The sequence below is a fragment of the Clostridium aciditolerans genome, from assembly GCF_016316925.1.
GTDB classification, from domain to species: domain Bacteria; phylum Bacillota; class Clostridia; order Clostridiales; family Clostridiaceae; genus Clostridium_AM; species Clostridium_AM aciditolerans.
On record NZ_JAEEGB010000057.1, the window covers coordinates 1 to 1,723 of the forward strand.

Below are 1,723 nucleotides of genomic sequence, written 5' to 3' on the forward strand. Positions count from 1 at the left end.
TGATATGCTCCCCTTGTGGTAGACAGTTTAAATAATAAAAATTGTTTACTATAAGGAGGAGCATATTTTTATGGGAAGAAAAAATAAAATATCCCCTGAATTAAAAATACAGGCAGTACTTGAGTATATGAATGGCAATAGCTCGTATGAGTCGATTGCTCGTAAATATGGTGTAACTTATACGCCATTTCGCAAATGGGTTGCTAAATATAAGGCTCAGGGCGAAGCTGCATTTATTGACAATGGTAAAAACAATTCGTATTCTTCATTGTTTAAAGAAACGGTTGTTCATGCCTACTTAAGCGGAGAAGGTTCGCTTCAAGATATTGCTATAAAGTATAAAATTCCAACACAAGATACTGTCAGGCAATGGGTTATGAAGTATAATGGTCATGAGAAGTTAAAGGCTTCCGGAACAGGGGGAATTATCATGACTAAGGGACGCAAAACAACTTATGATGAAAGAGTTGAAATAGTTAAATATTGTATTGAGAACAAGAATAACTACTCGGAAACAGCGCAGAAATATCAGGTATCCTATCAGCAAGTTTATGCGTGGACAACGAAGTATGAGAAAGATGGTGTAGAAGCGCTTCTGGACAGAAGGGGCAAAAGAAAGCCTGAGGATGAGATGTCTGAACTTGAGAAGTTAAGAGCACAGAACAAGCTTCTTGAAGCTGAAAATAGAAGACAACAGATGGAGATAGATTTCCTAAAAAAACTCGACGAGATAGAAAGAAGGTGATATTAAGCCAAGTAAGATATGAAATCATATATCTTGCTATTCAGGAACTTCATGATACTGCAGCATATCCAATAACAAAGATATGTGAGATTGCAGGTATACAAAGATCTTCTTACTACAAATGGCTTAATAGAAGAGAAAGTGCTAACGAGCAGCTTAACAAAGAGCTTTTACCAATGATAAAGGATGCATATGAAGAAAGAAATGGTATTCTAGGATATAGACAGATGACGATTAAGCTTAATAGAGAGCATAATCTAAACGTTAATCATAAGAGGATTTATAGGCTTATGAAGATACTGAATCTTAAGTCAGTATGTCGCAGAAAAAGAAAGAATTACGTTAAATCAACGCCTGAAACTATTGCTGAAAATATTCTCAAAAGAGAGTTTGTAGCAGATGGATTTGGGAAGAAGTGGCTTACAGATGTAACAGAAATGAAGTATGGAGTTAATGGCAAGGCGTATCTCAGTGCAATCCTGGATCTCGGAGATAAAAGCATTGTGTCTTTTGTTTTAGGGCATTCCAATAATAATGAACTTGTATTCAAAACTTTCGATATTGCACATGAGGTACATCCCTATGCAAAGCCGATTTTTCACAGTGACCGTGGATTTCAGTATACAACTAGGACTTTTAAGAAAAAAGTTGAGGATGCCCAAATGACACAGAGCATGTCTAGAGTTTCAAGATGTATCGACAATGGTCCTATGGAAGCATTTTGGGGAATGTTGAAATCTGAAATGTACTATCTGAAAAAGTTTAATACATACGGTGAATTAGAATCAGCAGTGGTTGAATACATAGATTATTATAATAATCGCAGATATCAGAAACGCTTAAACTGTATGACGCCATTAGAATACAGACAGTATCTTTTTGCCAAAGGAGCATAAAAATGACGCTAACCGTCACTATACGATTAGCGCCATAAAACTTTTTATTTTTTCCACTGTCTACTTGACAGGGAGCAGTTCA

Annotated in this window: 2 protein-coding genes; both read left to right on the top strand. The window is 36.0% G+C overall.

Annotation, left to right across the window (positions count from 1 at the left end):
• The first annotated feature begins 70 nt into the window (after window positions 1-70).
• A complete protein-coding gene (locus I6U51_RS24145; protein ID WP_211145099.1) occupies window positions 71-745 on the top strand; it encodes a helix-turn-helix domain-containing protein in 675 nt (224 codons plus the stop codon).
• Window positions 742-1,641 carry an IS3 family transposase gene (locus I6U51_RS24150; protein WP_211145100.1) on the top strand — a complete coding sequence of 300 codons (900 nt, stop codon included), beginning with the start codon at window positions 742-744 and terminating at the stop codon, window positions 1,639-1,641. Before I6U51_RS24145 ends, I6U51_RS24150 begins: the two co-directional genes overlap by 4 nt.
• Window positions 1,642-1,723: the final 82 nt, after the last annotated feature.

Bases quoted from the DNA above. Each gene is read 5' to 3' on its own strand.
- I6U51_RS24145 (WP_211145099.1), top strand. From the start codon at position 71: ATGGGAAGAAAAAATAAAATATCCCCTGAATTAAAAATACAGGCAGTA.